This is a genomic window from Morganella morganii, assembly GCF_019242955.1.
Taxonomy (GTDB): Bacteria; Pseudomonadota; Gammaproteobacteria; order Enterobacterales; family Enterobacteriaceae; genus Morganella; species Morganella sibonii.
Genome location: NZ_CP066129.1, coordinates 2,674,089 through 2,699,903 on the forward strand (window position 1 = coordinate 2,674,089; position 25,815 = coordinate 2,699,903).

At 47.7% G+C, this 25,815-nt stretch carries 37 protein-coding genes and 1 pseudogene; 10 read left to right on the forward strand and 28 right to left on the reverse strand.

The window, feature by feature from the left end; all coding sequences use genetic code 11:
- Positions 1-2: 2 nt before the first annotated feature.
- From JC793_RS12545 to JC793_RS12605, 13 genes are all read right to left on the reverse strand, one after another.
- The gene (locus JC793_RS12545) at positions 3-353 is read right to left on the reverse strand and encodes a phage tail protein (RefSeq protein ID WP_036424891.1); all 351 of its coding nucleotides are present in this window, start codon (positions 351-353) and stop codon (positions 3-5) included.
- Positions 353-835 carry a major tail shaft subunit gene (locus JC793_RS12550; protein WP_036424883.1) on the reverse strand — a complete coding sequence of 161 codons (483 nt, stop codon included), beginning with the start codon at positions 833-835 and terminating at the stop codon, positions 353-355. Before JC793_RS12550 ends, JC793_RS12545 begins: the two co-directional genes overlap by 1 nt.
- A 10-nt stretch (positions 836-845) precedes the next feature.
- Positions 846-1,244 carry an HK97-gp10 family putative phage morphogenesis protein gene (locus tag JC793_RS12555; protein ID WP_218428427.1) on the reverse strand — a complete coding sequence of 133 codons (399 nt, stop codon included), beginning with the start codon at positions 1,242-1,244 and terminating at the stop codon, positions 846-848.
- Positions 1,244-1,633 (reverse strand): hypothetical protein, encoded by a 390-nt coding sequence (locus tag JC793_RS12560; protein WP_218426331.1) that lies wholly within the window; start codon positions 1,631-1,633, stop codon positions 1,244-1,246. The genes JC793_RS12555 and JC793_RS12560 overlap by 1 nt, the downstream gene beginning before the upstream one ends.
- Positions 1,620-1,946, reverse strand: coding sequence for a phage head closure protein (locus JC793_RS12565; RefSeq protein WP_126323663.1), 327 nt, complete (start codon positions 1,944-1,946; stop codon positions 1,620-1,622). The genes JC793_RS12560 and JC793_RS12565 overlap by 14 nt, the downstream gene beginning before the upstream one ends.
- Complete coding sequence (locus JC793_RS12570) at positions 1,946-2,251, reverse strand: head-tail connector protein (protein WP_218426332.1); 306 nt, start codon at positions 2,249-2,251, stop codon at positions 1,946-1,948. The genes JC793_RS12565 and JC793_RS12570 overlap by 1 nt, the downstream gene beginning before the upstream one ends.
- A 41-nt stretch (positions 2,252-2,292) precedes the next feature.
- Positions 2,293-3,504 (reverse strand): phage major capsid protein, encoded by a 1,212-nt coding sequence (locus JC793_RS12575; protein ID WP_218426333.1) that lies wholly within the window; start codon positions 3,502-3,504, stop codon positions 2,293-2,295.
- Between the two features lie 9 nt (positions 3,505-3,513).
- Positions 3,514-4,164 carry an HK97 family phage prohead protease gene (locus JC793_RS12580; RefSeq protein WP_218428429.1) on the reverse strand — a complete coding sequence of 217 codons (651 nt, stop codon included), beginning with the start codon at positions 4,162-4,164 and terminating at the stop codon, positions 3,514-3,516.
- The gene (locus JC793_RS12585) at positions 4,154-5,374 is read right to left on the reverse strand and encodes a phage portal protein (protein WP_218426334.1); all 1,221 of its coding nucleotides are present in this window, start codon (positions 5,372-5,374) and stop codon (positions 4,154-4,156) included. Before JC793_RS12585 ends, JC793_RS12580 begins: the two co-directional genes overlap by 11 nt.
- Complete coding sequence (locus tag JC793_RS12590; RefSeq protein WP_024473752.1) at positions 5,374-5,553, reverse strand: hypothetical protein; 180 nt, start codon at positions 5,551-5,553, stop codon at positions 5,374-5,376. The genes JC793_RS12585 and JC793_RS12590 overlap by 1 nt, the downstream gene beginning before the upstream one ends.
- A gap of 9 nt (positions 5,554-5,562) precedes the next feature.
- Entirely contained in the window at positions 5,563-7,293 is a 1,731-nt protein-coding gene (locus tag JC793_RS12595) for a terminase large subunit (RefSeq protein WP_218426335.1), read from the reverse strand.
- A gap of 3 nt (positions 7,294-7,296) precedes the next feature.
- Complete coding sequence (locus JC793_RS12600) at positions 7,297-7,767, reverse strand: phage terminase small subunit P27 family (RefSeq protein ID WP_218426336.1); 471 nt, start codon at positions 7,765-7,767, stop codon at positions 7,297-7,299.
- A 145-nt stretch (positions 7,768-7,912) separates the two neighbouring features.
- The gene (locus JC793_RS12605; protein WP_218426337.1) at positions 7,913-8,266 is read right to left on the reverse strand and encodes an HNH endonuclease; all 354 of its coding nucleotides are present in this window, start codon (positions 8,264-8,266) and stop codon (positions 7,913-7,915) included.
- Positions 8,267-8,498: 232 nt separating this feature from the next.
- Here JC793_RS12605 and JC793_RS12610 point away from each other — a divergent pair, with 232 nt between their 5' ends.
- Entirely contained in the window at positions 8,499-9,077 is a 579-nt protein-coding gene (locus tag JC793_RS12610; RefSeq protein WP_218426338.1) for a hypothetical protein, read from the forward strand.
- A gap of 49 nt (positions 9,078-9,126) precedes the next feature.
- On the opposite strand, the gene JC793_RS12615 is transcribed toward JC793_RS12610, so the two are convergent.
- Genes JC793_RS12615 through JC793_RS12630 form a run of 4 tightly spaced genes read right to left on the reverse strand, consistent with a single transcriptional unit; the run spans position 9,127 to position 10,451 of the window.
- Positions 9,127-9,654, reverse strand: coding sequence for a hypothetical protein (locus tag JC793_RS12615; protein WP_247717245.1), 528 nt, complete (start codon positions 9,652-9,654; stop codon positions 9,127-9,129).
- Positions 9,651-9,791 carry a hypothetical protein gene (locus tag JC793_RS12620; protein WP_193829441.1) on the reverse strand — a complete coding sequence of 47 codons (141 nt, stop codon included), beginning with the start codon at positions 9,789-9,791 and terminating at the stop codon, positions 9,651-9,653. The genes JC793_RS12615 and JC793_RS12620 overlap by 4 nt, the downstream gene beginning before the upstream one ends.
- Complete coding sequence (locus JC793_RS12625) at positions 9,791-10,267, reverse strand: lysozyme (RefSeq protein WP_218426339.1); 477 nt, start codon at positions 10,265-10,267, stop codon at positions 9,791-9,793. The genes JC793_RS12620 and JC793_RS12625 overlap by 1 nt, the downstream gene beginning before the upstream one ends.
- On the reverse strand, positions 10,260-10,451 hold the full coding sequence (locus JC793_RS12630; protein WP_218426340.1) for a phage holin family protein: 192 nt from the start codon (positions 10,449-10,451) through the stop codon (positions 10,260-10,262). Before JC793_RS12630 ends, JC793_RS12625 begins: the two co-directional genes overlap by 8 nt.
- Positions 10,452-11,155: 704 nt before the next feature.
- On the opposite strand from JC793_RS12630, the gene JC793_RS12635 reads away from it, so the two are divergent.
- Complete coding sequence (locus tag JC793_RS12635; RefSeq protein WP_218426341.1) at positions 11,156-11,299, forward strand: hypothetical protein; 144 nt, start codon at positions 11,156-11,158, stop codon at positions 11,297-11,299.
- Positions 11,300-11,787: 488 nt separating this feature from the next.
- Here the strand turns inward: JC793_RS12635 and JC793_RS12640 are convergent, their stop codons facing one another.
- The 10 genes and pseudogenes from JC793_RS12640 to JC793_RS12680 form a co-directional block, all read right to left on the reverse strand.
- On the reverse strand, positions 11,788-12,228 hold the full coding sequence (locus JC793_RS12640; RefSeq protein WP_218426342.1) for an antiterminator Q family protein: 441 nt from the start codon (positions 12,226-12,228) through the stop codon (positions 11,788-11,790).
- Positions 12,229-12,258: 30 nt separating this feature from the next.
- On the reverse strand, positions 12,259-13,275 hold the full coding sequence (locus tag JC793_RS12645) for a DUF968 domain-containing protein (RefSeq protein ID WP_218426343.1): 1,017 nt from the start codon (positions 13,273-13,275) through the stop codon (positions 12,259-12,261).
- Positions 13,275-13,922, reverse strand: coding sequence for a phage N-6-adenine-methyltransferase (locus JC793_RS19635; protein ID WP_282102753.1), 648 nt, complete (start codon positions 13,920-13,922; stop codon positions 13,275-13,277). The genes JC793_RS12645 and JC793_RS19635 overlap by 1 nt, the downstream gene beginning before the upstream one ends.
- Before the next feature lie 84 nt (positions 13,923-14,006).
- Positions 14,007-15,011, reverse strand: a pseudogene (locus tag JC793_RS12650) (DNA cytosine methyltransferase); the annotation flags it as partial.
- The gene (locus tag JC793_RS12655) at positions 15,011-15,259 is read right to left on the reverse strand and encodes a hypothetical protein (protein WP_218426344.1); all 249 of its coding nucleotides are present in this window, start codon (positions 15,257-15,259) and stop codon (positions 15,011-15,013) included. The pseudogene JC793_RS12650 and the gene JC793_RS12655, both read right to left, overlap by 1 nt.
- Entirely contained in the window at positions 15,256-16,143 is an 888-nt protein-coding gene (locus JC793_RS12660) for a helix-turn-helix domain-containing protein (RefSeq protein WP_218426345.1), read from the reverse strand. Before JC793_RS12660 ends, JC793_RS12655 begins: the two co-directional genes overlap by 4 nt.
- Positions 16,140-16,328, reverse strand: a complete 189-nt coding sequence (locus JC793_RS12665; protein ID WP_218426346.1) for a DUF4222 domain-containing protein — start codon at positions 16,326-16,328, stop codon at positions 16,140-16,142. Before JC793_RS12665 ends, JC793_RS12660 begins: the two co-directional genes overlap by 4 nt.
- Positions 16,325-16,516 (reverse strand): hypothetical protein, encoded by a 192-nt coding sequence (locus JC793_RS12670; protein WP_036422703.1) that lies wholly within the window; start codon positions 16,514-16,516, stop codon positions 16,325-16,327. The genes JC793_RS12665 and JC793_RS12670 overlap by 4 nt, the downstream gene beginning before the upstream one ends.
- 63 nt (positions 16,517-16,579) lie before the next feature.
- The gene (locus JC793_RS12675) at positions 16,580-17,035 is read right to left on the reverse strand and encodes a YmfL family putative regulatory protein (protein ID WP_025155134.1); all 456 of its coding nucleotides are present in this window, start codon (positions 17,033-17,035) and stop codon (positions 16,580-16,582) included.
- Positions 17,036-17,073: 38 nt separating this feature from the next.
- Entirely contained in the window at positions 17,074-17,319 is a 246-nt protein-coding gene (locus tag JC793_RS12680; protein ID WP_111759650.1) for a transcriptional regulator, read from the reverse strand.
- A 103-nt stretch (positions 17,320-17,422) separates the two neighbouring features.
- Here JC793_RS12680 and JC793_RS12685 point away from each other — a divergent pair, with 103 nt between their 5' ends.
- The 6 genes from JC793_RS12685 (at position 17,423) to JC793_RS12710 (ending at position 22,936) form a co-directional block, all read left to right on the forward strand.
- Complete coding sequence (locus JC793_RS12685) at positions 17,423-18,109, forward strand: LexA family transcriptional regulator (protein WP_247717246.1); 687 nt, start codon at positions 17,423-17,425, stop codon at positions 18,107-18,109.
- Between the two features lie 114 nt (positions 18,110-18,223).
- Entirely contained in the window at positions 18,224-18,433 is a 210-nt protein-coding gene (locus tag JC793_RS12690; RefSeq protein ID WP_218426348.1) for a hypothetical protein, read from the forward strand.
- Positions 18,434-18,725: 292 nt separating this feature from the next.
- Positions 18,726-18,977 carry an excisionase gene (locus JC793_RS12695; RefSeq protein ID WP_071992669.1) on the forward strand — a complete coding sequence of 84 codons (252 nt, stop codon included), beginning with the start codon at positions 18,726-18,728 and terminating at the stop codon, positions 18,975-18,977.
- Complete coding sequence (locus tag JC793_RS12700; protein WP_218426349.1) at positions 18,952-20,085, forward strand: site-specific integrase; 1,134 nt, start codon at positions 18,952-18,954, stop codon at positions 20,083-20,085. Before JC793_RS12695 ends, JC793_RS12700 begins: the two co-directional genes overlap by 26 nt.
- Before the next feature lie 458 nt (positions 20,086-20,543).
- Positions 20,544-22,184, forward strand: a complete 1,641-nt coding sequence (locus JC793_RS12705) for an RNA-directed DNA polymerase (protein ID WP_247717247.1) — start codon at positions 20,544-20,546, stop codon at positions 22,182-22,184.
- Entirely contained in the window at positions 22,181-22,936 is a 756-nt protein-coding gene (locus JC793_RS12710) for a hypothetical protein (protein ID WP_218426350.1), read from the forward strand. Before JC793_RS12705 ends, JC793_RS12710 begins: the two co-directional genes overlap by 4 nt.
- Before the next feature lie 275 nt (positions 22,937-23,211).
- On the opposite strand, the gene icd is transcribed toward JC793_RS12710, so the two are convergent.
- A complete protein-coding gene (gene icd / locus JC793_RS12715) occupies positions 23,212-24,465 on the reverse strand; it encodes an NADP-dependent isocitrate dehydrogenase (protein WP_046894958.1) in 1,254 nt (417 codons plus the stop codon).
- 215 nt (positions 24,466-24,680) lie between these two features.
- Between icd and rluE the strand changes: the two genes are divergently transcribed.
- Together rluE and JC793_RS12725 are read left to right on the forward strand one after the other, a co-directional pair.
- The gene (gene rluE / locus JC793_RS12720) at positions 24,681-25,253 is read left to right on the forward strand and encodes a 23S rRNA pseudouridine(2457) synthase RluE (protein WP_247717373.1); all 573 of its coding nucleotides are present in this window, start codon (positions 24,681-24,683) and stop codon (positions 25,251-25,253) included.
- Positions 25,243-25,710 carry an NUDIX domain-containing protein gene (locus tag JC793_RS12725; protein WP_046894956.1) on the forward strand — a complete coding sequence of 156 codons (468 nt, stop codon included), beginning with the start codon at positions 25,243-25,245 and terminating at the stop codon, positions 25,708-25,710. The genes rluE and JC793_RS12725 overlap by 11 nt, the downstream gene beginning before the upstream one ends.
- Positions 25,711-25,815: the final 105 nt, after the last annotated feature.

A 25,815-nucleotide genomic window follows, 5' to 3' on the forward strand; every position in this document is an offset into this window, starting at 1 on the left:
CGTCAGTTTTTTTTTGCCTCTTCAAGTGTACCGACAGAGTGGCGTTTCACGATATTAATGGCATCGATCAGAATGGCGTTGTCATGAACATTCACCATTTCATCAGCGGTCGGCAGCAGTGATTTATCAACCGGTTTACCGCCGTCATCAACAATGCAGTTCAGCAGCATATCGACGTTCATCAGAGAAGCTTCGCGCACTTTACCGTCCATGTTCAGATCGGCGACTTCCTGCTCCAGGGTAATCAGCTCATTGGCGGTCATACGGCGGATATTTACCTTAACCCCGCAGAGGATTTCCACTTCACGGATTTCCGGCTTTGCCGCCAGCAGTGATGCTTTCAGGCCTTTCATTATTTCGTTGCTCCTTTGGTCTGATCACCCGCAGCACCTGCAACACCCCATGTCAGGTTATTCTGTTTGCCTTTTACCGTGATCTGAATTGCTTCGTTTGCCGGGGCAGAAACGTCATTCATCTCCCAACCTGACAGCGATAACAGCATGGTTGCCGTGCGTTTGTTCGGCAGAGCAAAGTAAAATTGCACCGTTTCGCGTTTTTCCGCTGCGTTCAGGAACGCTGCGAAATCTTCATTTTCCGGGTCATCAATAAACCCCAGGGATTTCTCAGGCCCTTCCGGCAGGTCAGAAATAAACTGCTTGGATGTGTCGATCAGAGTGGTGACGTCCACAAAGCTGCCGGACTGCCCGGTAGCGCCCAGCGCCTTACAGTTAATCAGTGGTTTCATTGCTTCCACGGTATCGCCGGGTTTCCCGTATTTCACCACGGTACCGGCGGGTAACTTCGCGTATTCCGGTGAGGTTTTATTGTCAGCCATAATTGCTCCTTTAATACTCAGAGAGTGCATTGCGGATCTGCTGTGTCAGCACTTTCAGAACCGCGCGTTTGTTGTAATCCAGCGCCGGACGGATAAACGGTTTTGCTACCTGTTTCACGGTACCGAACTCCTGCGCCCTGGCTTTCATGTAGTGGTCTTTTGCCGGACCGACAGTGACCATCACACCACCGTTAGTCCCTTTGACCCCGGTTGTTTTCAGGGTGATATTTTCCCGCATATGCTTTCCTTTCCCCTTCGGGTCAAATCCGGCATGCTGCTCCATATCCTCTTTCACAACCTGCATTGCCTCACGACCGGCGGAACGCAGTATTTTGGTTTTCAGCGCGGTTTCGACCTGCTGTAACCGGCGCCCGAGTTCTTCCAGCCCCGTAACTTCGATTCTGGTTATCACACGGCATCCTCCGGATAAGTGATGATGAAATCCCGCATTACCGACCAGCGGACAGTGTTGTTTGTCAGCTCTTCCCGTTCCTGCTGAAAGCCACCACGCTGCACGGTCTGCACCGGGTAATTACCGATGTAACCATGCTGGATTGGCTCCCAGGCATCACGGATGGCTTTATCCAGCAGCAGGGCTTTTCCGTAATCATTCAGCACGTGAATACTGATTTGAAAACGCGCCACGATAAGATGAGTGGTGACCATACCGGTGGAATATCGCGGATCACTGATGCGCTGAAAGGTGATACCTTCCTGTGCATCTTTCGGTAATAACAGGGGGAAAACGGGCATTGCGGTGATAGCGGAAAGAGACGACTTAAGGTCACTTTCGATCATGTCGTATGTCTGCCTCCGTGGTAATAATCAGCTTTGCAGGGTCGTTACGGTCACAGGCACGGACGGTAAAAAACCGGTTCTGGTATTCAATCACCCAGTCGATTTGCACATCCGCGCGTGGCCGCGCAGTAAACTGCATGGTTTCGATGACCTGATCCTGCTCTGCTGTCCGGATTTTACGGTTGGATATCGCCTCGGCTTTGGCCCACACCGTGATGACTTTCGTCAGTTCGGTACGAGAATCACCAAGATCACCGGTCACTACCTCCGGCCGGTACAGGGTGATGCGCTTGTTGAGTTCTCCTGCCAGCATTATTTTTCCCTCATTGGTGAAAAACGATAATCACAGAGCAGGTCATAAAAGCCTTGCGGTAACTTTTTCAGTTCCCGGGTGTCATACCAGAAACCAACCACCAGCATCAGTGTCAGACGGATAACTGGTGTGATATCCATTCCGTCCGGATCACTGCCGGGAACAGCATCGTCATACAATTTCCGGTTCAGATAGTTTTCTGCTTTTTCTTTTGCCGCAGCAAGATAGCCGAGCAGAAGCGGATCCTCTTCTTCCGTATCAATACGGCATTGCAGGCGCAGATCTTCAATTGTCGGTAATGGCATGAAACCTCCGGAAATGGCGGCATTTCTGCCGCCGTGACTGATTACTTCGTACCGGCTGCGGCTTTCAGTAATTTCACCGCGTTACTGTCCACCATCATGCTGCCGACACGTTTCGTGGTATAGAAGTGTACAAACGGCTTATTAGTGTACGGGTCGCGCAGCATACGGATACCGATACGATCCAGGATGGTGTAGCAGCGCTTGAAATTACCGAACGCCAGCGGAGCAGCACCGGCAGCCATATCAGCAAACTGCTCATTCTCTGCAATACCGTAGCCCAGTAATGCGGACGGCTGCCCCAGTTGCAGACCAGGCTGCCACAGGTAGTTGCCCTGGGAATCTTTCAGGGTGCGCACTTTGAATAACGTACTGTTATTCATCATAAACTTAGCACCGTTACGGTATGGCTTGCGCAGGGTATAAACCAGCTGCATCACTTCGTCGGCGGTCAGTTCGTCCGGTTTTTTCAGCAACAGGTGCTGTAACTTGCCCCATTCGCGATCTTTATCGCCTTTATCATCACTGCCGTAAGCCAGCAGCCCTTTCGGTTTTTTGCTGCCGTCACCGTTGGTGAATGCCGCTTCTTCCTGCTCAGCGAATTCAATTGTCAGTTCATCAGTAATAAACTGCTCAACGTTGAAAAAGGCATCATCCAGCATAGTTTGGGTCGCCGCCGGATTACCGTAAATCTCACCCCACACCGGTTCAACGATACCGATTTTTGACGTGTTGGTTTCCGGACGGGCATCCGTTTCGCCGACCCAGCCACTGCTTGTTCCACCTTTATTCACCAGGCGCTTGTAGCTCGGGGTGCCGACCGGGACAACATTACATTCCTGACGCATAACGACTTCGTCACGCAGAGCAGAAATAATATTGCGATCCAGTTCTTCCGGTACCGCATAACCTCCGTCCGGATCAGAGCCAATCTGCATCGCTTTCTGTTCCAGTTCAGCCAGGCCATCGTCTTTACCCTTGCGGACAAAGAGCCCAAATGCGCTTTTGTGTTCGGCGACATCTTTGTTTGCCACACCACCGCCCGGACGTTTCACAGCCGCCAGCTCTGCTTCCAGTGACGATTTCAGTTCATCCAGCTCGGATAATTTTCCGTTCAGGGTGTCCACCGATTCCGCCAGTTTGCCTTTTTCTGATTCGATGGCATCAATACGCTTGTCATTTTTTTTCTGAAACTCTTCAAATGAAGATTTCAGTTCTTTTGCCACTTCGCTTACATCTTTATGATCAACAGCCATAACAGCCCCTTACTGATTAAAATTAATGGATTTAAGTGTTTCCAGTGCATCTTCCTCTGCGTCACGCAGAGAGAGAGCATGGTAGCCGTCGGCCATAAATGCCTTAGCCTGTGTCCGCGACAGTCCGACATCACGCAGGACGCGCTCAATACTTTTTTGTGACGGGATGTCACCACGGGCAAATGCAGATTTAACATCACTGACCCGGGCTTCATCATTGGACGGGAAGGTCACCAGGCTCACTTCCCACAGATCAATTTCTTTCAGGAGAAAAGCACCTTTATTCCGGTCGTACTCCCAGTCTTTCAGGATGTAGCCAATAGAAAGGCCGGATAATGATCCTGCCTTCAGATGTGCATGAGCCCGTTTAGACAGCGGGTCATCCTCGATAAGTAACCGCCCTTTGACATACAGGCCGGTGTCATCCTCCTGCATTTCGGTATACACACCGACCGGTTCGGAAATCTGGTGCTGCCAGAGCATGGCCGGAAGACTGCCCTTCTCCCGCCATTCATTCAGTGATGCCTGAAAAGCGCCGGGTACGACAATATCGCTGTAGCTGTCCTTCACGCCGAAAACCGATCCGTACCCTTCAAACTCGCCGGTTTCAGTGACCGACTTTATTTTCAGCGGTATATCCAGCCGCTGTTTAGTCATCATCGACATGCTGCTTTTCCTCTTTTTCCGGGGAGCTCTCCGGTTTTGTGGTCATGTTCATCGGTGTCAGCCAGATATCACCGCCATCACGCGGGTTGAGCTCTTCCAGCTCCCGGCATTCATTGGGCGAATAGATCCCCCAGTTAATACCGGTGGCATAAGCGTCAAACCGTGACTTCATATCACCGCGCAACAATGCTCCGGTGTTGAATTTTGCGTAAAAAACGCCCTGTTTTGACGGTTTTACCAGCCCGACATTAATGCGCTGTTCAATGCGGGTGAGGTATGGCACCAGGGAATAGTTAATAAATCCGATCCCGAGGTTTTCAATGTTGTTGAACGTTGCCCGGTCGGTGTTCTGGATCATGTGCAGCGGAACACGGAAAATACGGCAAATTTCCTCAAGCTGGAATTTGCGGGTTTCAAGAAACTGCGCATCTTCTGATGTCATGCTGATTTGCTGCCATTTCAGACCCATCTCAAGGATCATGGGTTTGTGCGCATTCGCCAGCCCCTGATGCCGGTTTTCAAAGTCAGTTTTCAGCCGCTCCCAGGCATCGTCTTTCAGGTACTGGTCGGTCTGCAGAACGCCACTGGTTACCGCACCGTTCCCGAACAGACGTGAGCCATGCTCCTCCGTTGCCAGCCCCAGACCGACAGCCTGTTTTGCATACGCGATCGGGCTGAGTCCGGTTAATCCGTCCAGGGTGAAAATCCGTACATGCCAGATATCATCCTGTGTCAGCGTATCGCGCTTTCCGTCCGGAAAAGTAACCTGATATTCCGGCTCCCACTTACTGTTCAGTTTTGGTGTAACCGAGGACGGTTCCAGCGGCAGCAGCTCCACTACCTCACCGAGCGCTTTGACTTTATAAGCATAAAAATTGCCACGCAGACACAGACAGGCGATCAGTAATTCCCAGAATTCCTGCGGTGTCATGTAGTTGTTGGGTTTGGTTGACAGCAGTTTGTTCAGCCGCTCACGTACCGCCCGCCGGTTTCCTCTGTCAAGCTGCTCATAAAGAGAGCACGGCAGCATGCCGACAGATTCGGCCAGCACACGAACGCAGCTGAATACCGCAGTGAGTTGCATCGCCAGTTGCGGACTGACGCGGCGGCCGGTATAGGTGTCATAGGTCAGACCGATCACTTCGCTGAGTTCTGATGAACTCATACCCGTATCGGATTTTCTGAATAAACCGGGAAAGAACATTATGATCCTCCGTTGTTATTCAGGCTTCCCGCTGATTTTGATACCAGATATGACCAGAGCAGGCATAAACCGCCGGCAGTGATAAACCCGGCGGCAGGCATCAGCAGCCAGGCACCGAACGCCAGCAGACAGGCACCCGCAATCCCCACCAGCAGGGCGGTAATAGTCAGTAATTTCATTGGATTTCCTCAGAGTGAGCGTAAGCCCCTGGAAGATAAAACATCGGACAGACTTTGTTCCTGCTCCCCGCCATTCACCATCTGGCGTGATTTGGCCGTAAACAGCGCGATCGGTCCGTCGATTTTGTTTTCCGGTGTCGATTTATTCGGGAAGATGTTGTCGTTTTTATCCGGTTTTACGGTCACGTTCGACATCATCCAGGACATCATCGGGTTGTGATCGTGGTGGAATTTGCCGGAATATACATCGGCCTGTACTGTTTTCATGGATTCAGACATGTTTTTTACCGTCTGCGCCACTTCCACCAGCGGGATCCCCTCTTCCGCCAGGCGGCGGGAGAACTGCACAGCGCTCCACGGGTCAAACCCGAGTTCACGTACTTCCTCGCCATCACACCACGCCATGATGTCCGACTTGATAATGTCATGATCGATGACCTCACCGTCCGTCAGTTCAAGATGCCCGGCAGCCGCCCATTTATGGTACAGTTCCGCAATATGGTTCGGTGCTGTCTCTATCCTGTCTTCCGGAAGCCAGAATTTGCACTTAACATGCACCTGCCCGCGCGGATCTTCATAAACCTTAATCGCTGCGGCCACGTCGATTTTATTTGCAAGGTCAACACCGACCCAGACCGGGTAATTCTTCAGTTCATCATCCGGCGCGTTTTCAGGGCAGTTGTCCCATTTTCCTGAGTCCATCCAGATCGACTCCGCGTTAACCCACATATTGAGGTGTTTGGTCAGAAAGTTAGGCCGGGCGGCAATCTGCTCTTTGGCTTTTTTCGCCAGGCGGCGCATATCATCAAAGCGTTTACAGACACCCAGCCCCGGATTAGCCTTTATCCAGACAGACTCATCGAACGGTTCATCATCTTTATCCAGCGTGTAAATGGCCGCGAAAAAAGTGTCATCCTCCACTACGCCCCGCAGTACCTTGATGGCGTAATCCCGCAGTTCGTAGCAGATGCCCTCGCGGTTAAATCCCGCTGTGGTGATCGCAAACAGCAGGGATTGCAGGCGGGCACCGGTCCCGGTTTCCAGAACATCCCACACATCACGGGTTTTGTGGGCGTGAAGTTCGTCCACAATGCCGCAGTGAATATTCAGGCCATCGAGGTTGTTTGCATCACTGGAAAGCGGTTCAAATTTGGATGCAGACCGCTCCTGGTAAATCGCCAGCTTATTAAATTCAAACAGGCGGCCGAGTGAACCTTTGGCCTTTTTGATCATGTTTTTCGCATCTTCAAACACGATACGGGCCTGGTCACGGGTTGTGGCCGCAGAGTAAACCTCGGCGCCACCCTCACCGTCAGCACCGGTCATGTACAGGCCGATACCGGATGAAAGGGTGGATTTGGCGTTTTTACGCGCCACTTCGTTATAGGCTGTCCGGAAACGGCGAACCAGTACCGGATCGCCGTCATCATCGTACTGAGCCTCTCCGCTGAGTTCATCAACCAGCGGGATCACAAAGCCAAAGATATTAATCAGAATAAAGGTATGCCACGGCATCAGCTCAATCGGCTTACCTGCCAGCGCCCCTTTGACGTGCGGGACAAACTGGTAAAAATCCAGAATATGCTGGGCGCGTTCTTCAATGAAAAAGATGTCGCGCTCAGGGCCACGCTCCAAATCATCAAGAAACCGCTGACACGCCAGGCGTATCAGTTCGCCCGTAACTATTTCTCCGGCAACTACCTGTTCGGCGTACCGGATCCCATCTGCTACGGTTGCCATTCATCATTTGCGCTTTTTCATAAATGCCTCGAAAGGGTCTTCTTCGGCTGGTGTGTTAATCGTTACCTTCGAGCGGGCTGCCGGAGTCATACCAAATTCACCCAGCATTGCCCGGATCCGTTTCCAGGCATCGGCTTTCATCGCCGCCACCGGGTGTGCTTTTATCAGCGTGCCGCCTTCGCTTTCAGTGGTGTAGGTATAGCCTTGTTCGTCCAGGGTATCGCAGTGCTGCCGGTATTCGGTGTATGCCTCGATCAGCAGTTCCAGCGCCTTGGCATCCATCGTGCTCATCACGCCCATGGCATCGAGTTCTTCCCCGATTCGCTTAAACCAGTATTTCCCCTGCTTGGTAAAATGCTTCGGTGTTGGGGGTACCCCTGAAGGTGGTTTCGGTTCTTTTTTATTGATCGGGCGTTTTGATGGGTTCCCCTTGATCAAACGCAGGTGCGACGGGGTTTTCGGTGGTCCCGACATAATCGTTTTCTCCTATTGATTCCCATCCGGGTATCCCGGAAAAAAGTTTTCTAACCTGCGGCGATCTGAAAAGAGGTAAGGCGGCGGTCCTCTGGCCGTGGGCGGCAGGGATTTGACCTCCCCCTCCCCTGTACATTGCTGCGATTCAGCCTCGATTACGTTCTGTTGCCGTCTTCCGGTAGTGGCAGGGCCAGCACAGGCTTTGCAGGTTGCTTTCTGCATCGGTTCCCCCATGCGCTTTGGGTGTGATGTGGTCGACTGTCTTTGCTTCAGTTGCCCTGCGCTCGCGCAGGCACTGCTGGCACAAGTGTTTATCTCTGCTCAGGACTGCGGTGCGCAACTTATCCCACTTGGTACCGTAGCCACGTTCGTGTCTGCTCTTGCCCTGCTGGTGGCTCTCCCAGCCTGTATTCCGGTGCTCTTCGCAGTATCCGCTGCGGTCTGTTGTTGTCTTTGCGCAGCCTCGCTTGCGGCAGGCGCGGGGGATGCGTGGTGGCATAGCACCTCCAAATAAAAGCCTCGCTATTTAGCGAGGCGAGATACTGAAAATCTTTAGGTAATCCCATTTACATCTCATATATATCATCACCAGGAAATAACCACCGGAATAACATCATGTCAATGATGTATAGTGGACCGACAATTTCGTAGTTATTTTTATATTACCCTCTATTATTTATTAATTATAATGCTAAAATTTAAACACCATTTAAAACAAGATACTATTGAAAATGCCACAGACTGATACCATTATTTCCATTTTAACTGAAGCAATAAAAAATCCACATATTTTTCAAAAACTACTCAATCTTAATTTATATTTTTACAACCGAAAGCATGAAAACCAAATTCGAGACGAAATTAGCCTTGTTATTAATAAAAATTCAAATTATTTAGCTATAACTGAACACCCAAAAAATAAGTATGGTGCAGTAGATTTATCTCTTTATAAATTGACCAAAGAAGACTCTAGTTTAATTGCTACTATTGAGTTTAAACATCACTACCCAAAAGATTTAGCTATTCCAGCAATACAAAACAGTATTATCTCTGACTTAACTCGGAGTGTATCTAATCAAACAAGTCATTTCGTTCACATTATTCAGCAAAGAGTGATGCACAAAAAACCACCTGTTGGTGATGTTAAATTTTTACAGCGAAACTCAGACGATATAGATAATTATATCCATATTTTAGAAAAACTAGAAAAATTCCCATCTAAATACACAAAAACTCGTCATTCGATAACAGTAAAGTCTGAATTTATTACTTCTATTTATACTTTTGATATTTACTCCCTCATAAAATAATTTTGATATCCTAATTAAAAATGTATTTTTTAACAGGGTTTATAGTTAGTTATCGCTTTTGCCCGTTTCTCTTTGTATCCACATTGTAGATATCCATCAACTGCCCGTTCGCCTTATCCAGCGCCGTCAGCAGGGGTTCTATCCATTCGACTGCCTGACAATATGTCAGTCGGCGGGTGGTAGCGGCGCCAGTACCGGTTGTGTCAGCGATGCCGGGAGCGGAACGCATTGCTGATTCACGGACGGCATAGACGTGGCTGAGCAGCCCGTCAGAAACAGACTGAGGAATATACAGATTACAGGTAGGTTCTTTCCGGATGATGGTGCGGTATTCAATCTGCTTCTCCTGTGATTTGGCTTCTGCCTGCATATTCCTGCTGGCATTTGCTGCAGCGGCATGATTAAAAATATCGATACTGGTATAAGCATTATCAATCAGCTTTTGCTGGTCAGTGATAACCTTGTCTTTGTGTTGGCTTTCCGATTGTTCTGCTGACAGTAAGCTGAACATCCATAACCCGAAGAACACCACAGCCCACAGCCAGCCGTTGAGCAACACAGTAATTACTCTTTTCATGGCGCTTCACACTCATAATGAATCACGCCGTCCAGCGGGTTACCCACCAGCGACTTACAGTGATTCGGCAGTGAATACAGATAACAGCCCGCCAGCAGGCAGGCCGTCAGAAGAATGATCGCGATGATGATCAGCATTATGGGGTTCCGTGACATATCGCTTTCTCCGTCTCGCGCCGGTTAATCAGCCCCTGCCACCGCTTACCACCGGCAAACGTCCAGCGCTTCATCTCGTCACATGCACCGACAATATCACCGGCATTGAGTTTCCGCAGCATAGTAGAACGTGAGAACGCGCCGGGGCCGACGTTATATGCAAATGAGTAGAGCGCCGCCCGGGTGTTGTCGTCAATCGGCACTTTTATCATTGGGTCAACCGCATACCGGACTTTCGTCAGGTCGTCATGCAGCAGCGCTTTACACTCAGCATCCGTATACAACTTGCCAGGCTGAATATCACTGCCGGTGTGACCGTAACATACGGTGAGCACTCCGGCCACATCACGATAAGGTGTATACTCGACACCCTCATAAGCGGGAATCAGCACCAGCGCACCGGCAATCGCGCCAGCAGCACAAGCGGCCATTACTTTTTTATATAATCGGTTATTCATGATGCTCTCCGGCTTTCAGCTGGAATTCTTTGCGTTTGTAATACCAGTTCACCAGGAACGTCCCGACAGTACAGATGATCCCGGCAACGATAGCCCACTGATCCAGAGACAGGGCACCAAAAGCAGCAGTAAAGACACCCCACGCATACGCCGCAGGGCTGGAATATTTATCGGACATACGCATTTTCCACCCCCTGCGGAGTGTTCCGTGTGTGAATTGATAGGAGAATGCCGCAACCGGTTTATATTGTTACAGACGGTTAAAGTGAGGTGGCTGCGGCATTGTTCGGATAATCCCACCAGCAGCGGGAAAGCAATAAGAAGAGCACTGTGGCCGAATACGGATTAGGTAATGAGCCTGTCGTATTCCAATGCTCTTATTGTTGTAGGCAATAAAAAAGGCCGCCTGAGCGACCTTTTTATGCTTTATCTATTTAATTAGGGGCTACCAAAATAGATATACTGCACTTTGCATACCTGATTTATTTTTCAGCGTCAAGTTAATTGACAAAACGATTAATAAAACGTCAAACAAATCGCATTTTCCTAGAATTATCAGTCTGCGTAATAGGGTAGGCACAGTTTCATTTTACCAGTGTTCACAGTACTTCCCACTCTGTTGGAGGGTAACTATCCTCAAGTTATCCACAAAAGCTCGTTACTTTATTCACTTGAATTTGAGGGAGTTTTCCTTTACTTTGGTTACATGACGTACAGAAAAAAAACCGACTGACACGCCAATGCCAATCGGTCTGATCTGTACAGAGTTTTGAGTTTTAGGTGTCGCTCAAACTAGCTGTGAACTGCTTTTCTCAAATGCGAACTTAGTATATGCAGTTTTCCGCTTCGTGTAAATGGACGCCATTCAATGACCCGGAGTACGGAAATATGAGTAATAATACCTCAAACCCAGATGATGACCTGGTTTACACCCCTTACATCACAAAAAACGGAAAACGGATTTATCACCCAACAGGTGGTTTATTTGTTTTCCCAGATAAACGGAAAAAAGCTGATACCCATAAAGCTTGATACTTCTACCTAAAATGCAAGCCCTGACTAATTGATCAGGGCTTTTTTGCCTTTAATTGAGTTGTTCGGAATAACCGAACATGTGAACTATCCGGAAATTCCGGAGAGTTGAACCTGAAAGTTATCATTTGCTTTACTGTCATTATGACTCAAGCATGCAGGGCATAAGATAACGGCATCTTTTGCGATGATTTCCGCATGCCTAATAGCTCGGTACTCCCCGAGGTAGTACCCGATGTACTCAGCCCCTTTCACCTGTTGTAGTTTCTTGCATGTTTTTTTGTGTAAAACCGCTCTGCTACCACTATCGGGCGGTGCTAAAAAATAATCCATATACCCATCAGAGTTATTTTTAACAGCTTTTCAGGCGAAAACAACGCATTATCAGAGTATATAAAAAATAAATAACTAAGCCAAATCCATAACTAAAAAACCCCGCAATTGCGAGGTTTCTGTTTATAAGCAATGTGACATAGGAATCACTCTTATCACAGTAGCACCGAATTTGCGTAGCGCACTAATACTTTTTTACTGCAATTTATTACCCTGGCTTTTTCTATCTCTAAATCCATATCAAGAACTGCACCGGTGGCATACAGATAACCATCGATAAACCCCTCAGCAACCTGAAGCATCTGACGTATGCGACCCTCGCTCAGTTTCCATTTACGGGCTATCGCACGCTTTGATACCCCGTACATATAATGAGCAACAACCAAATCAAGCTCTTCATCTTTTCTGACGGTTTTCAACTTAGTGATTGCCTGGTCGATAACTCGGCCATCGTGATCACTGCATGACTCGCGCTCCGACCTGTCACTGGCAATAAGCCCTTTAAATCCTGCTGCTATGTGTGAGTAGTCCACTCCGCAGTTGTCTGATGAAGCCCATCCGCCCCAGCGGTCTAATGCAATCTGAATATCTCTCATCGTTTATCTCTCCGCGCTCCGTACAGCGCATTAACCAAAAACGCCGATCCCGTATGACCGGTTCATAAACTTAAATAACAACTCCAGCTGGCTGCCGTGCTTTGCTTCCCATGCTGCCGGATCCCGATGCAACTCGTCATGGTGAATGCGACACAGCGGGATGGTGAAAATGTCGTGTGCTTTTGTACCGGTACCGCCGATGCCATGACCGATGATGTGATGCGGGTCGTCCGCCTGGTGACCGCACACACAACATGGCTGGCTTTTCACCCACTGCAGGTATTTCAGACACTCCCAGCGCTTTAACTTCGGGATCCGCATAAAACTTGCTGGCGGCTCCGGTTCTATCTCAGGAACAACGACCGGTTTTATCTGCTCGACGATGTCATGAACAATCCGGCTGTGTGAACGCGGTTGATGGACAATGGAATGCTCTGTCATGGTGCCGGTTATCTCTTCCTCCGGTTTCTGCATCAGAATGTAGGAACTGATAAAGGCCGGAAGATGATCACTGACGCGGCGCATCACCGACCAGGTGAACAAATCGGAAGGATTAAGAAGATGACCGGCCGGCAGCCGCAGATCGGTAAAGATGCTGCGTGCCACAAACGCCCGTTGGTTGTGTAACAGAATTTCGTCCGCCTGCTGCTGGTGGACATCACTCGCCCGCAGGATGTTGTCATGGTGCCAGCATGTCCGGATAAAACCATCTTTGTGGCGGGTCATGGTCAGTTCGTGGTGGTGATAAGGGTTTTCCGGATCGTTAATCTGGCAGTAGCCAACTGATTTAACGTAGTGACGGGATCCGGATAGTCCGCCGGCGGCTTTTATCACGGCTGGATTATCCAGGAAACGAAGCACCCGCTCATCTGTCAGCAGCGGCTGCGCATCTGCCGGAACGCGGCCGGACGGAATGCCATCCATTGAACGGGGAGCTGCACTCACAACATAACGGGCGCCATCCAGGAAATTGCCGATCTCCGCCCCCGGATTAAACATCAGTATCCGGGCATCTTTCTGGACAAAGCCGGTTAACAGGTAATTCATCACGCAGCCTCCCCTGTTTTCTCCACCAGCCAGTGTGCCTGCCGCATAAACAGTTCGCCGATAGCGATCAGTTTGTCGCGGCTGATGTAACTGATTTTGTCTCCCTGCCAGTCCTTATCTAGAATGACGACTGCACCGGCAAAGAAAGCACCTGACGGTTTCTGTTTTTCGTTCGCCGGCACAAACCAGTCCGGTAAATCGAACCCGATACGACCACGGATGAATGCAACGTGATCAGCCCATTCCGGCCACCACACTTCGCTCGTTGCCGCTTTCAGCAGGAAAACATACCGGCCATCTTTCTCACGCATAGCCTGAGCGTGCTCCATGATGTTACGAACACCAGTTACGGCCTGTTTGTCGTGGTAACTACTGCGGGAATATGGCGGATTGCCGTATGCTGCACCGCCCAGCTCTTTCAGTTTTTCTGACCAGTCCTGTATCAGTGCGTTATCTTCGGCGGTGTAATAGTCTGGGCATTTGCTGTTCTGACCATCAGTAAACAGGTCGAGAGTGAACGGGCCGAACTTCGCGTTGATACCCCAGTACAGCGCATCAGGCGTCCGCCACTGGTCACCGACCTCTTTCAGCATGTGAGCAGGTTTATTACGCAATTCGTCCAGTGCAATCACGTAATCTGAGCGCAGATCCTGGGTTTCCGGCAGCGCGGCAAGGATACGTTCACCAATCCAGCGCATAACCGGTACCGCCATGCTGTTACCGATAGCGCGGTAACGCGGACCATCCGGGCAGTCAGCAGCATCTTTACCACGCCAACTGATTCTGGTGTGATTATCAGGAAATCCCTGCAGGCGTTCACACTCGACAGGGGTCAGGCGACGAACGCCATCTTCTGTAACAATGAGGTCGGTACTGTCTTTGTGGTCACGGGCTTTTAATGTCGATGCGTGGTCGGATTCAACGTATTCACCAAATGACCTTATTCTGTAGATTGTGATGCCTGTTTTTTCAGGGCAGATTCCAACTTTACCGGTATGACTTTTCCTCGCCTCGCGGCTCTCAGAACAATCCCCCTGCATGCTCTGGTACTCAAGTAATACTTCAGTTGGACTGAATCCTTCTCCAGCACTCGCGATAACGAATACCCGTGGTCGACCCTGGGCGACTCCGAGATATTTAGCATTGAGCACCCGCCACGCGACAGTTCTTTTTGGTCCAATAACACAACCAGCGACCGGCCAGCTCGCAACGTGCTGACTGGTTTTTTTATTCCACGTCCAGAATTGGTTTGATTTTCCATGTTCAGGTCGCGCACCAGGTTCAAGCGGTTCATCTTCTCCAGCCAGACCGGCAATAAAACATCCGAATGCGTTATCTTCACTGCTGAGAACCCCTTTCACGTTTTCCCATACGATGATCGCCGGCCGTTCATTGTTTTCTTCTCTTTTATCATCAATAGCATCAGCCAACTCAACATATGAAAGTGTTAATTTCCCACGTTCGTCACTCATTCCGCCACGCATACCGGAAATACTGAATGCCTGGCACGGTGTACCGCCCACCAGCAGATCCGGCGCGGGTACATCACCGACACGAACCGCCGCGGCAAGTTTTGTCATATCACCCAGGTTATCCACCTGCGGCCAGTGTGCAGCCAGTACGGCAGACGGGAACGGTTCAATTTCGCTGAACCAGAGAGGCTTCATTCCGACAGGCTCCCAGGCGACCGAAGCGGCCTCGATGCCGGAGCATACAGATCCGTAAGTCAGGCTCATCAGATAGACCCCTTGTTCTGGTGGGTTTTCACCGCTTCACGCAGGCGCTGGTAACGGCTGTGGAATGTGAACGCGTCCGCAATATGCAGCCAGCCGCGGCGCTGAATGTGCTTTTCAAAAAAACGATCATCTGACCAGGCACGTTTCAGGTCACGCAATGCCCACCACCGGATAAAACGGTGCAGAACCGCCATCACAGGAACCACACTCACACCGTAAATCTCTTTGCTTTCTGAGCGCATGATCATGCTGCCTCCCGTTCTTTTGCGGCTTGTTCTGCGGCCTGTTTCCAGATATCAATCCACGTCTTGCGACCCATAAACTCGGTCTGAGTCCGGATGCCGGTTTTCCCGGCCATTTCCAGTGCGATTTCCTCGGTGCGGTTACGTGGTTTTGAACGGGAGCCGATCAGACGGGTGAATGCCTCGTCACGCTCTACGGAGTTAGTGCTGTTTCCGGCGGCTCTGCGTTTGAAGTTGGCAGCCTGTCCAAGCCAGTAGCTGAATGCGCGGTGCCAGTCGGTGTATTTCGTACCCTTGCTGGCGTGGTAGTCGCTGAACTTCTGAAACTCGTCCTGAACATCCAGCCCGGATGCCTCAGCTTTTGCAGCATGATCACAACCCAGCTCAAAGCTTTCCGGCATTGCGGTTTTGCTTTTGGCTTTTCCGCGAACAGGATTAATATTTTTATTATCTGGATCTATGACTGGATCATGACTGATTCTGGGTGCAGCTCCTGCACCACTATCGGAACCAGTTGCACCACCTGGTGAATTTGCTGCACCAGTCCCGGAACCATTTGCACCACTTACCCCCGCAGGATTTGCACCATATGGTGCAGGAGATTCACCACTCACGGCGGCAGCATTCAGACGCAGATGATAGATATTTGACTGATTCAGACCGTTGGCCGATTTACGGGATTCGATACGAACCAGCCCCATTTCCACCAGGGCGTTAATGTGGTTCTGTACTGAGCGCTCTGACATTTCGCACTGCTCAGCGATGTACGGCACAGACGGCCACGATTCACCCTGGTCGTTAGCGTTATCCGCCAGCTTGACCAGCACCAGTTTGCGCAGCGCGTTGCCGGTTTTTATCTGCAAGGCGCGCGCGGTTAAAATCATACTCATGGTTTCACCTCACCCACGCGTGTATACCGCTCCTGAAAGGTTTTCAGAGGTTCAAAGCACGGATGTTCATAACCGTCACGCATGAAAATCACCCGGCTGTTTTGCCGGTCAAACCGGACAACATGAACTTTCCGCCCGCGGCTGTCGGTGTAATACCGATCAAGATTGTCAGCTGTTTCTTTCATGCCGAGGCTCCTGCTGTCTTACCCAGACGGTTAAAATCACCTACCGCCCACTTCACAAACTGGTAGTTTGTTTCCGAGAAACCTTCCGGTACTCTTACCGTATAAACAAATGCGGCAGGGTCTTTTCCACCCTTAACAGGAGCAACGCGGAGTTGCGCAAAGCCTGCCAAATGAGTTAATCTGCTCATGCGTTTATCTCTTCACACAATTGATATAGCGCGACCGAAGCCGAGAGCCGTATACTCTCGGCTTCACCCTTTCTTGTGGTACTTAATGAATGCATAGATAAATGTCCTCCCTGTCGCCACAGTCCGATCCAACAGTTTTTTCAGTTGTTTTTCTTCTTCGCTGTCTACCTGCCCGTCTTCCAGTGATTTATCCATAAACACAGCCAGTGCCCCCTGATTAGCAGCTACCTTGCTATGCAGGCGAAATAATTCGGGCTCATCCAGATCATCCGGATTGATTCTTTCCACCAGCAGCATTTCAGATTCTGTTGCAACATATTCGGCATACAGTTTCGTACCGGAGACTTCCTGCATCGTCATCAGGTCGTGGTGATCGAAGAACCGGCAGCCGTTCTTCTCATAAAATCGGTTATTGAACGACGTGGCAGACATACCAAGCGCACCGGCCATAACTTCGCGCCCACCATTAGTAGCGCTGCACATCTCTCTTACGACTTCTTTCAGTGATTCATTCTTCATTGCCTACTCGCTTGCAGGTTGGGTTGTAGTTACCTGAGTCAGATGGTTTTGGTATCGTTTGGCAATCCATCCGACACATTTGGATAGAGATCCGGACGCAATTGGTTTGGCGTTATCACCCAGTTACCCAGTTCGCACAGGTGGATAACCCTTTCAGCCGGAACCTGGTTGTTCTTGATCCAGTTAAATACAGACTGAGGTGATTTAAACCCGAACATCCGGGACACCGCTGATGGTGACCCCACCGCTTCAATTGCCTTTTCTGTAATGCTTTGTTGTTGCATTCGCGCCTCCTGTTATCAATAAATTAATACTACTTAAAGTAGATAATAAAGGCAACTTATAATAGAAATGACAGTTTTGGATGTAATGGATAGACTTCTACCTATGGTAGAAACTCCGAAATACAAAAGCTTTGCTGACCGACTGGTGCAGCGCATGACTGAAGCGGGGGTTGACGTTAAACAACTATCCGAGGGTGTAGGCGTTACGTATGAAATGGCGCGCCGGTATACCCTGGGATCTGCCAAGCCTCGTGACGACAAAATGGAGCGAGTGGCTGAAGTTGTTAAGTCGACACCTGTGTATCTTGATTATGGTGTGCGAGCGGATGGAACGGTCGACAAGATGGCTACAGATACTGTTACAGTGAGGCAAATCGAGGCATTTGCATCCGCTGGGAATGGCTACATCAACAATCCCTTCCCGGAAGTGATCAGGTCAATCGAGATCCCGCAGGACCGCATCTATGAAATGTTTGGCCGCCGGACGCTTGAAGGTGTGGTCATTATCAATGCGGATGGTGACAGCATGACACCGACCCTGAACCCGAAGGATTTGCTGTTTATTGATACTAAAGTCGGACAGTTTACTGGCGATGGTATCTATGTCTTTAATTTTGAAGGATCAACGTTCATCAAACGCCTACAAAAAGTTAAAGGCCGCAAACTGGCCGTTATATCCGACAATGACTTTTATCCGCCTTTTCACATCGAAGAACATGAAATGCATGAATTATATTTCCACGGCAAACTATTGATTAGTATACCGATGAACATTAAATACTTCTCATAAATACAGAAAACCAGCCTATGCTGGTTTTTTTACGCCCTCATTTTCTACTTTTAGTAGTTGACATCATCTACTTTTGGTTGCATTCTTGTTTTCAACGAAGACAGGAGATTAGCCATGCAAACAGAACCTACCATCACCAGCAATATGTCCGCCGACGATGTCGCACTGTGGATCACCGAAAAAGCCCAGGCGCTTCAAAAGCTGCAATCACTACGTGCAGAACGTGACAGAGAGCTCCGCGACCACGAACGCACCATTAGTCGACTCGATGAAGATATCATCAAGTGGGAAGACCGCTGTGCTTTAACAGTACAACCGCAGTAACGGCTGCGTATCTGAATAACGGTGTGAAGAGTAAACGACCCCATAACAATAACCATGCAATACCATTAGTGGCCGTGCATACCACAGTACATTCCACCAGCCGGCCGCCATTTTTTACAAACATAAGTCCACCGGCATAAATCGTCCTGCCGGATAGATACCTTGCCTGACCGCTGGTGGACTTATTTTTGTGAATAATAAAAAAGAAATAACCATCATTCCAACACCAGGGAATTAATTACTTATAAAAAGTAACGGCTTTTTATTATCTAAATTGTGTGGAGAGAAAACTATGTCAAGAATGGTAGATCTTGAAGCGTGGGCAGAACATGAGTTTGGTGATGAGGCTCCGAGCAGGCGAACATTATATAAATATGCGAAATCTCACATGATGGTACCACCAGCTTTAAAAGTCGGTAAAAAATGGATGGTAGATCGTGACGCACGTTATGTCGGAATTATTTCAAAACCTCAATTACCGGGCAATTCTGGCGATATGTTAAGAAGGATTTTGTCTGATGGCTGCGAGACCACGCTCTCATAATATTATTGTCCCTAATTTGTACTGCAAACTTGATAAGCGAAACAACAAGACATACTGGCAGTACAAACATCCGTTGACAGGTAAATTTCACAGCCTGGGTACCGATGAGAAAGAAGCAAAGGAAGTCGCTATTCAGGCAAATATGATAATTGCTGAACAACAAACAAAACAAATACTGAGTATCAATGATCGCCTGTCAGGAATTAAAAACGCCAGACACGGGATCAGTGTCAGCGTGTGGCTTGATAAATATCTGGAAATTCAGAACGAACGAGTACGTGAAGGTGAACTAAAACCTAATTCACTGAAGCAGAAAAACAAACCGGTAAATTTATTCCGGGAACACTGCGGCATGCTGAAACTTAAAGATATTACTGCATTGGAAATAGCTGAAATCACAAATCAGGTTAAAGCGGCCGGCCATAACCGAATGGCTCAGGTTGTCAGAATGGTGCTGATCGACGTATTCAAAGAAGCCCAGCATGCAGGCCATGTTCCTCCGGGATATAACCCGGCGCAGGCAACCAAACAACCACGAAACAGAATAAAACGCGAACGGCTTTCACTGGAAGAATGGCAGGCGATATTCAGCCAGGCGGAGCATTACCCACACTATCTCAGATGCGGAATGCTGTTGGCTGTCGTAACGGGACAGCGCTTGGGAGATATTTCTGATATGAAGTTTTCGGATGTATGGGACGACATGCTCCACATTGAGCAGGAAAAGACCGGCGTAAAATTGGCTATCCCCCTCTCACTGAGATGCCAGGCGATAGGTATGTCATTACGCGAAGTGATTGCTTTCTGCCGGGATCGTGTTGTCAGTAAATACCTGGTTCATTATCAGCACACCACATCACAGGCGCAAAAAGGAGAAAAAGTAACAGCCAATACCCTGACTACAACTTTCCGGAAAGCGAGGGATAAATGCGGAATAAAATGGGATGAAGGTGCAGCACCAACTTTTCATGAAATGCGGTCATTATCTGAACGTTTATATCGACAACAGGGAATTAACACCAAAAATCTGTTGGGTCATAAAAACCAGCAACAAACCGATAAATATCATGACGATCGTGGCAAAGATTGGATAAGAGTGTTGATATAATATTTTTCTGACCCATAGTTTAGTTCATATATCTGCCTTTCAAATTGTATGTCAGCGTTGTGCCAGAAACGGACGGACATTGCTGACATCAAAAAGTGTTGATCAACTGGGAACAGGTTAGTCAGTAGGTGATGGGAGTGAGTTGTCAGAAGTTGTTACCCGCCATCACCTTAAGCGAGGATTCTTGACTGTACGCGCTCTAAGATACAGTTGCTTCATTCAATGGGCTACCATACTTGAATTTTAAAATTATTACCTTTAGAAGGTATATTTTAAAATAATTCATAAGGTAAATTATTATCATTGATAACAATCAAAGTATCTGACGTTGTATCGGATTGTAGTCAGGAAAAGGAGTTTTTAGTTTCAAGGAGAATAAGTAACTTGCCTAATTATGAATCTTGTCATAATTTAACTTGTTATATCTGAATATGAATGCATTTAATGAGTCGGTGGGGATGATGAATACAGTGAAACTTGAACACTTTATAAGAGCCATTGAAGATGTTGGCGCTCACGGCGACAATGACATGTTGCCTTTTGATATCGATACCGTTTTCATTTCAGAGTCAAAAACACAGATAGCAAATATAGCTTTTGATTTCTTTAAAAGACTTGAAAAAGATGGTAAAAAGAATGCAAGAAATTCATTGAATGAAATTCAAGTTTACTCGGAGAGATTGCTTTCGCCAACTGGTGCTAGCGGCTTTAGAATTTCAACAAAGATACATCCATTTTGGAATATATATCTTAATGGTCTGGCTATCGCGATTGCAGAAATAAATGAATCAAAAAGAAATCCAAATGCACACTCATATCGTTACATAGAAACTGGTGAGAACCTATTTGATAGAGACAAGTCATGGAGGGCATATAAAGAAGCAACAATTAATGATCCAGAATTAATTAATGACGAGGCTGTTGTTATCCAAACAGATATATCAAATTTTTACGAGCATATTTATCATCATCGTATCGAAAATTGTATTAATGATTTATTTGGTGAAGGTTCTACAGTTGCAACTCAAATAGATAGATTGTTAAGTCAGTTGTCAGCTGGTAGATCATTTGGCTTACCAGTCGGAGGGCAATGTTCAAGAGTATTAGCCGAGTTGCTAATGACCTCAGTTGACCAACTTTTGACATCATCAAAACTTAAGTGGCATAGGTATGTAGATGATTTTACCATTATTTCCAGTAATCAAGCTGAAGCGTATCGTGCTATTTCAATTCTGTCGAACGCTTTGGCAGATTATGGACTGTCATTAAACAGAACTAAAACAACAATTTTAAAAGCCCAACACTATAAAAACTTTGTTTATACACAATTGTTTGTTGATGATGATAAATCTAGTAAACTCAAAAAAATTGACTTACATTTTGACCCCTATTCAGACAATCCTGTTTCTGATTATGATGAACTAGTTGAAACTGTCGAGAAACTAAATGTACAATCCTTACTTAATTTAGAGATCCATAAAAGTCAGCCAGACACTTTTTTAGTTAATCAAATAAGTAGAACATTGAAATTTCATGAGCCAGATTTAGCATTACAGTTATGTAAGACATTACTCTCTTCAGAAAATTTACATTCCTTTAGAAGTTCATTTTCTACAATTATTAAAGGTGTGATTTCTATTAGGAATGATGAACAGTATTCTTCTATCTATCAAGAGCTTGATAGGATGGTAGATGATATTGTTGTGCACTCTGAGCATCTACTGCTACCAGAAGCGAACTGTTTGCATTATTTACGTTCTCTCAGAGTAGTTCGAACAAATAATCGAGCTGCCTACGTTCATAGTTTATTAAATGAAAGCTCATCTGAAACAATTAAAAGAGCGTGTCTTGATTGTATAAGAAATTGGAAAGATAGACCTTCATTCATTTCTGAGAGAAATAAGTGGTCAAAATTGACACCGGAAGTACAAAGAATACTTTGGCTCGCATCATATAAATTTAGTGATGATGGAAAGCATTTTAGGGACCAAGTAATAAAATCAATACCTAACTCTTGGTCATTAGGAATTGAACAGAAAGGAAAAGCATCATTTTGTGAAATATTTATTAATTGGTGCAAAGGGGCTGAGAATAAATGAGATTTTTAAGGTTACCTGTCAAAGATCCCAGAACTGTAGCGCGAGATATTCCCGGTATCTGTGATTTGTTATTTCCACAATTGTTACCGGCAATCGTTGCACATCTCAATCGCGAGGCACAACCTATACCCGGTTGTACGATTATTGATGAAAGTATGTTGGTAGGAATAGATACAAATGCAGCTATGCTATTTGAAGTTGCTTATGTAAGAGCAGAGCAAATGCTTGAAGAAAAGAATAAAGATTGGAATGAGTGTTTGTCTATCGCCTCGAGTCGGCAATCAAGGTATTTTGATGCAGTTTTACCTGATAATTTATCAGATATTGAGATTGAAATAGCTAACAAAACCGCTACTAATCTAACAAAATCACTAAGATATTTGAGTAATGAATGGAGTGATAGTAATGTAATTAGGTCTCCCATCATTCCTGGATTTCAATGGATAGCACAAGGTCAAGGAGATTTTTCAATCGGCCAGCGGCTGATCGAAGTAAAATGTACAAATAGAAATTTTTCGTCTTCTGATTACCGGCAGATTTTAATTTACTGGCTATTGAGTTTCTTATCATCAATTGAGGGTGGTGCGGATGAATGGAAGACAGGTGTTCTATTGAACCCTAGAGCAAATAAATACATTGAAATTGATTTCAATGAATTAGTTAGCATAACAGCTTCTGGAAGAACTAAGTTAGAGTTGTTGGAGTTGTTTTCGTCAATTGTGGGTGATTATGCATACAAATTAGGGGAGTGAATCTACGAAATGAGCATAAGTGCAATGCCTTCACAGTCTGTAGTGGATGGCTAAATTTAGCCACTTTAATAGATATGCTAATTTCTTCTCCTCACTCAAAGCAGCCTTGCTTACTTAAAACCTCACTCATCTTAATCTTAAACACACCAAAAACCGTACAAATTTTATACCGTTTTGGGGAGGAGTTTTGGGGAGGTTTTGGGGAAGATTTTCAGTGGTTAAAAAAAAGAACGGGAACTAATAAGTTCCCGTTAATTATTTCACTGTAAACTTAATTACATGTGTTTGATGATTGCGTCACCAAACTCTGAGCATTTCAGGAGTTTAGCGCCTTCCATCAGACGTTCGAAATCGTAAGTGACAGTCTTGGCAGCGATTGCCCCTTCCATTCCTTTAACGATTAAGTCAGCAGCCTCAAACCAGCCCATGTGGCGCAGCATCATCTCGGCAGAGAGGATTTCTGAGCCAGGGTTGACTTTGTCCTGGCCGGCGTATTTTGGTGCGGTGCCGTGGGTGGCTTCGAACAGTGCGCATTCATCACCGATGTTGGCGCCCGGTGCGATACCGATACCGCCGACCTGTGCTGCCAGGGCATCAGAAATATAGTCGCCGTTGAGGTTCATACAGGCGATAACGTCATATTCTGCCGGACGCAGCAGGATTTGTTGCAGGAATGCATCCGCAATCACATCTTTGATAATGATCTGTTTGCCGGTTTTCGGGTTTTTCAGGCTTAACCACGGGCCGCCGTCCAGTAATTCACCGCCGAACTCTTCACGTGCCAGTTCGTATCCCCAGTCTTTGAAGGCACCTTCGGTGAACTTCATAATGTTGCCTTTATGAACCAGGGTGACGGAATCACGGTCGTTATCAATCGCGTAGTTAATCGCTGCGCGAACCAGACGTTTTGTTCCTTCTTCAGAGCACGGTTTGATACCGATACCGCAATCCTGCGGGAAGCGGATCTTGGTTACGCCCATTTCGTCCTGCAGGAATTTAATCACTTTATCAGCTTCCGCAGAACCGGCTTTCCACTCGATACCGGCGTAGATGTCTTCCGCGTTTTCACGGAAAATCACCATATCAGTCAGTTCAGGTTGTTTTACCGGGCTCGGGGTGCCGGCATAGTAACGTACCGGACGCAGACAAACATACAAATCGAGGATCTGGCGCAGTGCCACGTTCAGGGAGCGGATACCGCCGCCGACCGGGGTGGTCAGAGGGCCTTTGATAGCCACGCGGTAGTCACGGATATAATCGAGGGTTTCATCCGGCAGCCAGACATCACTGCCATACAGTTTTGTGGATTTCTCACCGGTGTAGATTTCCATCCAGGAGATTTCACGCTTACCGCCGTAGGCTTTTTTTACAGCAGCATCAACAACTTTAATCATTACAGGCGTTACATCAGCCCCGATTCCGTCCCCTTCAATAAACGGGATAACCGGATTGTCCGGAACGATTAATTTGCCTTGTGCGTCAATGGTGATTTTAGCGCCTTTCGCCGGAACAACTACTTTGCTTTCCATCAACCTCTCCTTAATGTTATGTAAGCGCAATGCTTTGTTAATTTTTTGTAATGGCCCTGTCAATACTACTTGAATAATTGCATCACGCAAATCCTAACTGTTTTAAGCTATAATGTAAGTCTCATTTTTTTTAAAAAAAGATATCATGGCTGTCAAAACTCCCCGAATCCGTACGACCGAAAAAAAAACATTCACACCCGGCGGCACAGCGCCATCTGAATAAGCCTGCCCGTCAGCGCGGTCCGCGTAAAATGGTTTTGTTTAACAAGCCGTTTGATGTACTGCCGCAATTTACCGGTGAACCCGGGCAGAATACGCTGAAGGACTATATTCCGATCAAAGATATTTATGCCGCCGGTCGTCTGGATCGCGACAGCGAAGGTTTATTAATCCTGACTAATGACGGTGTGTTGCAGGCCCGGCTGACACAGCCTGATCATAAAGCAGAGAAAGTGTATTACGCTCAGGTGGAAGGGATCCCGGATGAGGATGCGCTGAATCAGTTACGTAACGGTATCACTCTGAATGATGGCCCGACCCGCCCGGCAGGGGCGGAGATTGTTGCTGAGCCTGAATGGCTGTGGCCGCGTAATCCGCCTATCCGTGAGCGTAAATCTATCCCCGTTACCTGGCTGAAACTGACACTCAGAGAAGGCCGTAACCGCCAGGTGCGACGGATGACCGCACATATCGGACATCCGACTCTGCGCCTTATCCGCTGGCAGGTCGGTGACTATACCCTGGACGCACTGAAACCCGGTGACTGGAGAAGTATTAATGACATTTAAGCCCCATATTACCGTGGCCTGCCTGGTCAGCGCCGGTGAGAAATTTCTGGTGGTGGAAGAGACGGTTAACGGTAAAGCGACCTGGAATCAGCCCGCCGGGCATCTGGAAGCCGGAGAATCCCTGATTGCCGCCGCAGAGCGCGAACTGTATGAGGAGACCGGTATCCGTGCCACCCCCGATGCACTGCTGAAAATTCATCAGTGGGTTGCGCCGGACGGTACACCGTTTATCCGTTTTCTGTTCCGCGTGCTGCTGGACGATGAATGTGAGACGCGCCCGCAGGACAGCGATATTGATTGCTGCCACTGGGTCAGTGCCGATGACATTATTCACAGCACGATACTGCGCTCCCCGCTGGTCAAAGAGAGTATGTTTGCCTGGTTTGCCGCTGAGCCGCAACCGCTGTCTCTGCTGGGAACATTCGGCGACGCATTCGGGGAACCGGTCGCGCCGTAATACATGGCGGGGAACAGACTGCGGAAAATACTTTGCGAAAAAAGTGCCGATCCCGCACCTGAGTGATGCGCCGCTGTACGTATCATGGTAAAGTACGGCGCTTGT